Source organism: Corallococcus sicarius (assembly GCF_003611735.1).
In the GTDB taxonomy this organism is placed as follows: Bacteria; Myxococcota; Myxococcia; order Myxococcales; family Myxococcaceae; genus Corallococcus; species Corallococcus sicarius.
Genome location: NZ_RAWG01000104.1, coordinates 21,594 through 27,974, shown reverse-complemented (window position 1 = coordinate 27,974; position 6,381 = coordinate 21,594). Strand labels below are relative to the sequence as shown.

7 protein-coding genes are annotated in these 6,381 nt (G+C 68.0%); 4 read left to right on the top strand and 3 right to left on the bottom strand.

From position 1 onward, the window contains the following. Nucleotides 1-250: 250 nt before the first annotated feature. Nucleotides 251-412: a hypothetical protein gene (locus D7X12_RS43455; RefSeq protein WP_167509012.1), complete on the bottom strand. Its 162-nt coding sequence runs from the start codon at nt 410-412 to the stop codon at nt 251-253. 406 nt (nt 413-818) lie between these two features. On the opposite strand from D7X12_RS43455, the gene D7X12_RS18015 reads away from it, so the two are divergent. After that, a complete protein-coding gene (locus tag D7X12_RS18015) occupies nt 819-3,032 on the top strand; it encodes a (Fe-S)-binding protein (protein WP_120626504.1) in 2,214 nt (737 codons plus the stop codon). A gap of 97 nt (nt 3,033-3,129) precedes the next feature. Here the strand turns inward: D7X12_RS18015 and D7X12_RS18010 are convergent, their stop codons facing one another. Beyond that, on the bottom strand, nt 3,130-3,609 hold the full coding sequence (locus tag D7X12_RS18010) for an ankyrin repeat domain-containing protein (protein ID WP_120626503.1): 480 nt from the start codon (nt 3,607-3,609) through the stop codon (nt 3,130-3,132). Nucleotides 3,610-3,840: 231 nt separating this feature from the next. On the opposite strand from D7X12_RS18010, the gene D7X12_RS18005 reads away from it, so the two are divergent. Genes D7X12_RS18005 through D7X12_RS17995 form a run of 3 tightly spaced genes read left to right on the top strand, consistent with a single transcriptional unit; the run spans nt 3,841 to nt 5,285 of the window. Then, nucleotides 3,841-4,272: a DUF3592 domain-containing protein gene (locus D7X12_RS18005; RefSeq protein WP_158620067.1), complete on the top strand. Its 432-nt coding sequence runs from the start codon at nt 3,841-3,843 to the stop codon at nt 4,270-4,272. A gap of 4 nt (nt 4,273-4,276) precedes the next feature. Continuing rightward, on the top strand, nt 4,277-4,762 hold the full coding sequence (locus D7X12_RS18000) for a DUF3592 domain-containing protein (protein ID WP_120626501.1): 486 nt from the start codon (nt 4,277-4,279) through the stop codon (nt 4,760-4,762). Between the two features lie 28 nt (nt 4,763-4,790). Then, the gene (locus D7X12_RS17995; protein WP_158620066.1) at nt 4,791-5,285 is read left to right on the top strand and encodes a DUF3592 domain-containing protein; all 495 of its coding nucleotides are present in this window, start codon (nt 4,791-4,793) and stop codon (nt 5,283-5,285) included. 12 nt (nt 5,286-5,297) lie between these two features. Here the strand turns inward: D7X12_RS17995 and D7X12_RS17990 are convergent, their stop codons facing one another. Then, the gene (locus D7X12_RS17990; RefSeq protein WP_341868228.1) at nt 5,298-6,260 is read right to left on the bottom strand and encodes a TolB family protein; all 963 of its coding nucleotides are present in this window, start codon (nt 6,258-6,260) and stop codon (nt 5,298-5,300) included. Between the last annotated feature and the right edge of the window lie 121 nt (nt 6,261-6,381).

The window sequence follows — 6,381 nt, the reverse complement described above, 5'->3', positions numbered from 1 at the left end:
AGATGGGTATAAGAGACAGGCGCCGAGCACCCCACCCGGACGCCCTGCGTCACCTACAAACACCCGCGTGTCGGCGGAACCGCTCAGCACTTTACGGATTTACTTCAGGAGGCTCTGGAGAAAGTCGGCGCTCGACCCTTGAAGCACAGGGAGCACCGCGTCCAGCGCACTGCATCACCGCCCGGGAGTGTGCTCCCGTCGACGTTGAACGAATGCCCCCGCGCTGTCACGGCCGCGGGGGCCTCGCAGGTCACTCCACCACGCTCCAGCCGCCCCAGGCCTCTTCATCCAGGTGACCCCAGCGCGGGCCGTCCTGCGTCTCCAGGGGCACCAGCGGGCCGCCCTCGGTGTCACCGCGCGGGTCCAGATAGTCTCGCCCCTCGTCCAGGTACGTGCTCTCGTCGTGGCTCATGTCCGGCTCCTTGGCGCTCCGTTCACGGGGTGTACGGCCTGACAGCTGCTCGCATCCCCTTGGACGCCCTGCGTCGGTCACCGGGGCCGCACCATGCGGTCCCTTTACAAGCGACTCTTGACCGATTTACGAACATGTTGGGAGCACGCCCCTGTTTTGTAAAGCCCTCGGGCCTCCAAACTGTCTTTTGAGTTCCAGGCAACACGTCCGGCCGCCTGCTCACCGGCAGGCCAGGCGGGTTCTGGACAAACCTGTCGGACAGTCGGACCGGCTGGCGGGCAGGGCCTTCGGCACGAGGCTTGATTCGAGAATCACCCCTGCTAGGGTTGATCGTCATCCAAGCCTTGCCGCAACGCGGCAACCCGGCGTCCAACCGCCGTGCGGCCCCAGAGGTTCCCGAGGTTCCATGAACCCCATCATCACCGGCCTGCTCCTGGCAGGCGCCCTTTCCATCTTCGTCATCACGATGTCCGGCCGCGTGGGCGTGCTGCTCGCGATGAAGAAGGAGAACCGGCTGGACCACATCCCCTACCGCGTGGCGCAGCTGGTGCGCTTCGGGTTGGGGCAGAAGCGCATGGTGGATCCGGAGGAGTTCACGCCGGGCCTGTTCCACATCTTCATCTACGCGGCCTTCATGGTGCTGGCGCTGCGCACCGTGATGATGTTCGCGATGGGCTTCTCCACCACCGCGCTGGACGTGCTCACCGACCTGAGCCACCCGGCCTGGGACGCCGCGCCGCCGCTGCTCTTCCTCTACCGCGTCTACCTGCTGACCAAGGACCTGGTCGCCGGGCTGGCGCTGCTGGGCGTGGCGTACTTCGTGTGGACGCGCTGGAAGGTGAAGCCGGACCGCATGTCCCAGTCGTGGGAGGCGTACCTCATCCTCGGCTTCATCGCGGGGCTGATGATCACCGAGTTCATGTTCGGCGGCAGCCACATGGTGGCCGCGAACGCCGCCGCGCAGCAGGTGCAGATGGGCGCGACGCAGGTGCCGTCCACGCCGTCCGCGCTCGTGTGGTGGGAGCCCATCACCAGCGTGGTGGGCCTGGCCATGATGCCCCTGGGCGTCACGGTGGCGCACGCGCTGGGCGTGGCGGGCTTCTTCATCCACCTGGTCATCATCCTGGCGTTCCTGAACTTCCTGCCGCTGGGCAAGCACTTCCACATCATCACGGGCCTGCCCAACGTCTTCTTCCAGCGCACGCACTCCACCGGCAAGCTGCCCACGCCCAACCTGGAGAAGGAGGAGTTCGGCGCCGCCACGGTGAAGGACCTCACCTGGAAGAACGGCCTGGACCTGTACTCCTGTACCGAGTGCGGCCGGTGCCAGACGCACTGTCCCACGTACATCACGGGCAAGCCGCTCACGCACAAGGGCGTCAACCAGGACCTGAAGCACTGGCTCTGGGAGAACGAGAAGTGGGTGGAGGAGGGCTACGGCCCCAGCGGCGTGAAGGAGCCCCTGCCTGAAATCATTGGCAGCGCGCTGAAGGCGGAGACGGTGTGGGCCTGCACGAGCTGCGGCTGGTGCGAGCAGGCGTGCCCGGTGTTCATCGAGAACGTCCCGCGCCTCATCGACATGCGCCGCTACCAGGTGCAGGTGAAGGCGGAGTTCCCGCCGGAAATCCAGCGCGTGTTCGAGGGCATGGAGCGCCAGGGCAACCCCTGGGGCATCGGCCAGGACCAGCGCGACGAGTGGGCCTCCGACCTGGCACTGCCCACCTGGGGTGATGGCGGCGGCCCGTACGAGTACCTGTTCTTCGTGGGCTGCGCGGGCAGCTACGACGACAAGCAGAAGAAGGTCAGCCGCGCGCTGGTGAAGATCCTGCGCGAGGCGAACGTGTCGTTCGCGACGCTGTCCAAGCAGGAGATGTGCAACGGCGACTCCGCGCGCCGCATGGGCAACGAGTACCTGTACCAGACGCTGGCGAAGACGAACGTCGAGTCCTGGAACGCGATGGGCGTGAAGGCCGTCATCACCCAGTGCCCGCACTGCTTCAACACCATCAAGAACGAGTACCCGGAGTTCGGCGGCGAGTACCGCGTCATCAACCACACGCAGCTCATCAACGAGCTGCTGAAGGACAAGCGCATCAAGCTGTCCGCGGTGATGAACACCGGCACCAAGCTGACGTACCACGACCCCTGCTACCTGGGCCGTCACAACGGCGTGTACGACGCGCCCCGCGAGGTGCTCAACAGCATCCCGGGCCTGGAAGTGGTGGAGATGCAGCGCAGCAAGCGCGAGGGCTTCTGCTGCGGCGCCGGTGGCGGCCGGATGTGGATGGAAGAGCACATTGGCACGCGCATCAACCACAACCGCATCAACGAGGTGGCCCTCACGCTGAAGCACGCGGAGGACCCGAACACGCCCTACCCCGACGCCACGGACAAGAAGAAGCCGGGCATGGTGGGCGACTACAAGGAACAGGGTGGCAAGGGCATCGTCGCGGTGGCCTGCCCGTTCTGCTCCACGATGCTCAACGACGCGAAGAACGACACCGGCCGTGAGCAGATCCAGGTGAAGGACATCACGGAGCTGGTCGCGGACTCGATGGAGGTCACGAACAAGGGCGGCACGGTGTCTCCGAGCCCCGTGGTGAACGCGAAGCCGGAGTAGCCGCTTCAGCGTCTTCCGGATGTGACGAGGGCCCGGTGGCTCCCCGAGGTGGGAGCGGCCGGGCCCTTCGTCTGTCCGGAGGACCTGGATGACGTGACTACTTGCGGCCCTTGTCGGAGCCCTTTTCGGAGCGCAGCACGCGCTCCAGGCGCTTGGTGGTGTCACTGTCCCCCAGCTTCCCGGCCACGTAGGCGCCCGCGGAGGCGAGCTTGCGGCGGAAGTCGTCGGGGGCGATCTCCGACGGACGCGAGGGCAGCTCCTTGAGGCCCTGGTTGGCCAGGAGCGTGCGCGCCAGGTCCTTCTCGTCGTCGGTGGCCTTGGAGGCCAGCAGCGCGCACACCGTCACGTGGCCGTAGGCGGCGGCGGTGATGAAGGCCGTCTCGCCCAGCTTGTCGGGGAGCGTGGGCTCCGCGCCGGCCTCCAGGAGCAGCCGCACCAGGTCCTCGCGGCCCTCACGGGCGGCGACCATCAGCGGGGTGCGCCCCTGGCTGTCGAAGGGGTTGGGGTCCGCGCCCGCGTCGAGCTGGGCGGCGAGGGCGGCGCGGTCTCCCGCGGTGACGGCATCGAACAGGGACACGGTGTGCACCTCCAGCAGCGGGGGGCAGCATCGCGTTTCGGCGGACGCGATGCCAGGGAGCCCCCGCGTCGGGATTTCGCCGGGTTGCCATTTTCACCCGCTCCGTTCAACGCTTGGACCGGCAGGCGGGCTCCGTGGGGGCTGGGAGTCAGGGGACACATGCACATCCGGCTCGGTTCCATCATCACACTCTTGTTCGGCGGCAGGAGATCCAGGTCCCGCAGGGGTCCCATGACGGGGACGGACGGGGCGCTGTTCGTGCTGATGGGCGTCATCGCCGTCGTGATGGTCTTCGTCATCTTCCAGCGCGACCTGCGCGTCCAGAACGACGGTGTTTGGGCGCGGGGCCGGGTGGTGCGCAAGGAGAAGCTCGCCCGGAGCCGGACGTCCTCCCGGGTGGATTACGTGCTGCACTACAGCTTCTCGCGGAAGGGCGGCATGCAGAACGCCCAGCGCTCCGTGTCCCGGGAGCAGTGGGAGCGGCTGCGCGCGGGCAGCATCATCCGGGTGCTCTACGACAGTGAGGACCCCAGCCTCAGCTACCCCGAGGGTGAAGGCGGGATGCCCCTGGAGGGCGCCCTGCTGGCCTTCCTGGTGGCGGGAGGGGCCATCGTCACGGGCGTGGTGGTTCTCTTACGGGCCGCCGGAGCCCAGGAGGCCTGAGCCCATGGCCCGACTCGCGGCACGCATCCTGGGCGCGTCGTTCGTGCTGCTCGGACTGACGTTCCTGGTGATGACGTGGATGACGTACCGGATGGACACGCGCATCGTGCGCGAGGGGCTGCACGCGCAAGGCACGGTGCTCCGCAAGGAGCTCATCGCGGCGTCGGACGACCGGGAGTACCTGCTGTACTACGCCTTCACGCCGCTGGAGGGCACCCAGCAGAGGGGGCAGCACGCTGTCTCTCCGGAGCTGTGGAAGCGCCTGCGCGTCGGGGACCCTGTCCAGGTGCTCTACGGCCGGGAGGATCCGCGCCGAAGCTACCCGGAGGGCCACGGGGTGATGACCCTGGGCCTCGCCCTCTTCCTCAGCGTGGTGCTCGTGCTCTTGAGCCTCATCGGGCTGGTGGCGCTGCTGGGGAAGGCGGTGCCGGAGGCGGCCAGCCAGCGGGTTCTCCGGATTGCCACCGCTACGCGGCCCCCCTCATCCTGACAACGCCATGAGCCCTTTGGGTAGAGCCGTGCTCGCAGTGTTCTTCATGGGCATTCCTGCCCTGCTACTGGTGGTCACCTGGAGGCGTTACGCGACCACCCGGCGTTTCATCCGGGAGGGAGTCCACGTGCAGGGCACGGTGCTGAGCGTCACCCCGTATGCATCCGACAATACGGAGTTGCGCTACACCTTCTGCCTGCCGGACGGCACGGAACTCCACCATGAGTACAGCGAGACGGATGAGGGCTGGTGGGACCTGCGTCCCGGCTCCCCCGTGGATGTCACCTACCTTCCAGAGGCTCCCGACCAGAGCCGCCCCGCGGGCGCAGGCGTCGGGCTGCCGGAAGCCCTGCTCTCTACGTTCGTGGCGCTGGTCATGATGTTCATCAGCGTCACGACCCTCCTGCACAAACCCCAACGGGCCGTGGACCCCCGCAGCCCCTCCCTGCCGCAGTACAAGGAGCAGTGGAAGGCCCCCCGTGCGCCCCCCGCGAAGGGACCGCGGCCCCTGGGTGAGTACTAGGGCGTCTGCGGCTCAGAGCGGCCCGTAGAAGGGCTCGTTCGCGGCGGGCACCGCGAGGGTGACGGAGCTGGCCGTCGAGGACACCGGGGCGCGGTAGATGCTGGGGTCACCGCCGGAGTCGTTGAAGAGGAAGCCCAGCGAAGTGCTGCTCGCCCAGCTGGGGAAGCTCTCCTGCACGGTGCTCGCGGTGTAGTCCGTCAGCCGCCGCAGGTTTCCGCTGAGGCCCGTGGCCGACACGTTGCCCACGAAGATGCGCGTGCTGCCCGACGACAGCCGGCCGTCCAGCGCCACCTGCCGCCCGTCCGGCGACACCACCGCGCGGTTCGCGATGGCCAGCACCTCGTTGCCCAGCGACACATAGGTGGGGCTGCCACCGGCCGCCGGCACGAAGGCGAGCTGGTTGTACTGGAAGGTGTTGTTGCCCGCGGGCGCCACCACCGTGTTCCCGCTGGGGAAGAAGGACGGCGCGCCGTAGGAGATGGTCGTGCCGGGCGTCAGCTCCGTGAAGCCGCTGCCGTTCACGTTGATGCGGGCCAGCGAGCTGGCGGCGCCCGGGCGCGGGTCGAACGCGAACACGATGGTGCGGCCGTCCGGGCTGAAGGTCGGTCCGCGGAAGTTGGTGCACGCGCCGCACGCCGGGTCGTTGCTGGTGAGGAGCGTGGCCACCGTGCCGCCCGTGGTGGGCACCGTCTGGAGGGACGTGGTGGTGCCCACCTTCTGCACGAACACGATGCTGGTGCCGTCGCGCGAAATCGAGGGGGTGTACGCGCCACCCGCCGTCGTCAGCCGCTGCGGGCTGTTCGGGTCGCCGTCGTCGTCCACCACGTAGATGTTCCGGTCGCCGCGCACGAAGGCGAAGCCCTTGTCGAAGAGGACGTCGCCCGTGGTGCCACCGCCACCTCCGTCCTCGAAGGGCTCGCACGCACCCAACAAGCCCAACGCCACCACCGCACCGAGCCATCGCCGCATGCTCATCATCAAAGTCTCCCGCTGTGCCGCCGGCCCTGCCGCACGTTCCGCCCGAACACTACAGGGCGCGCGCCCTGGGACGTCAACGCACGCAGCGGCATTCACCGTCCCGGTTCACTGCACCCCA

What these genes read in the sequence shown, in the direction of transcription:
- D7X12_RS17990 (WP_341868228.1), bottom strand. Translation starts at nt 6,260, where the DNA reads ATGAGCATGCGGCGATGGCTCGGTGCGGTGGTGGCGTTGGGCTTGTTG.
- D7X12_RS43455 (WP_167509012.1), bottom strand. Translation starts at nt 412, where the DNA reads ATGAGCCACGACGAGAGCACGTACCTGGACGAGGGGCGAGACTATCTG.
- D7X12_RS18005 (WP_158620067.1), top strand. Translation starts at nt 3,841, where the DNA reads ATGACGGGGACGGACGGGGCGCTGTTCGTGCTGATGGGCGTCATCGCC.
- D7X12_RS18000 (WP_120626501.1), top strand. Translation starts at nt 4,277, where the DNA reads ATGGCCCGACTCGCGGCACGCATCCTGGGCGCGTCGTTCGTGCTGCTC.
- D7X12_RS18015 (WP_120626504.1), top strand. Translation starts at nt 819, where the DNA reads ATGAACCCCATCATCACCGGCCTGCTCCTGGCAGGCGCCCTTTCCATC.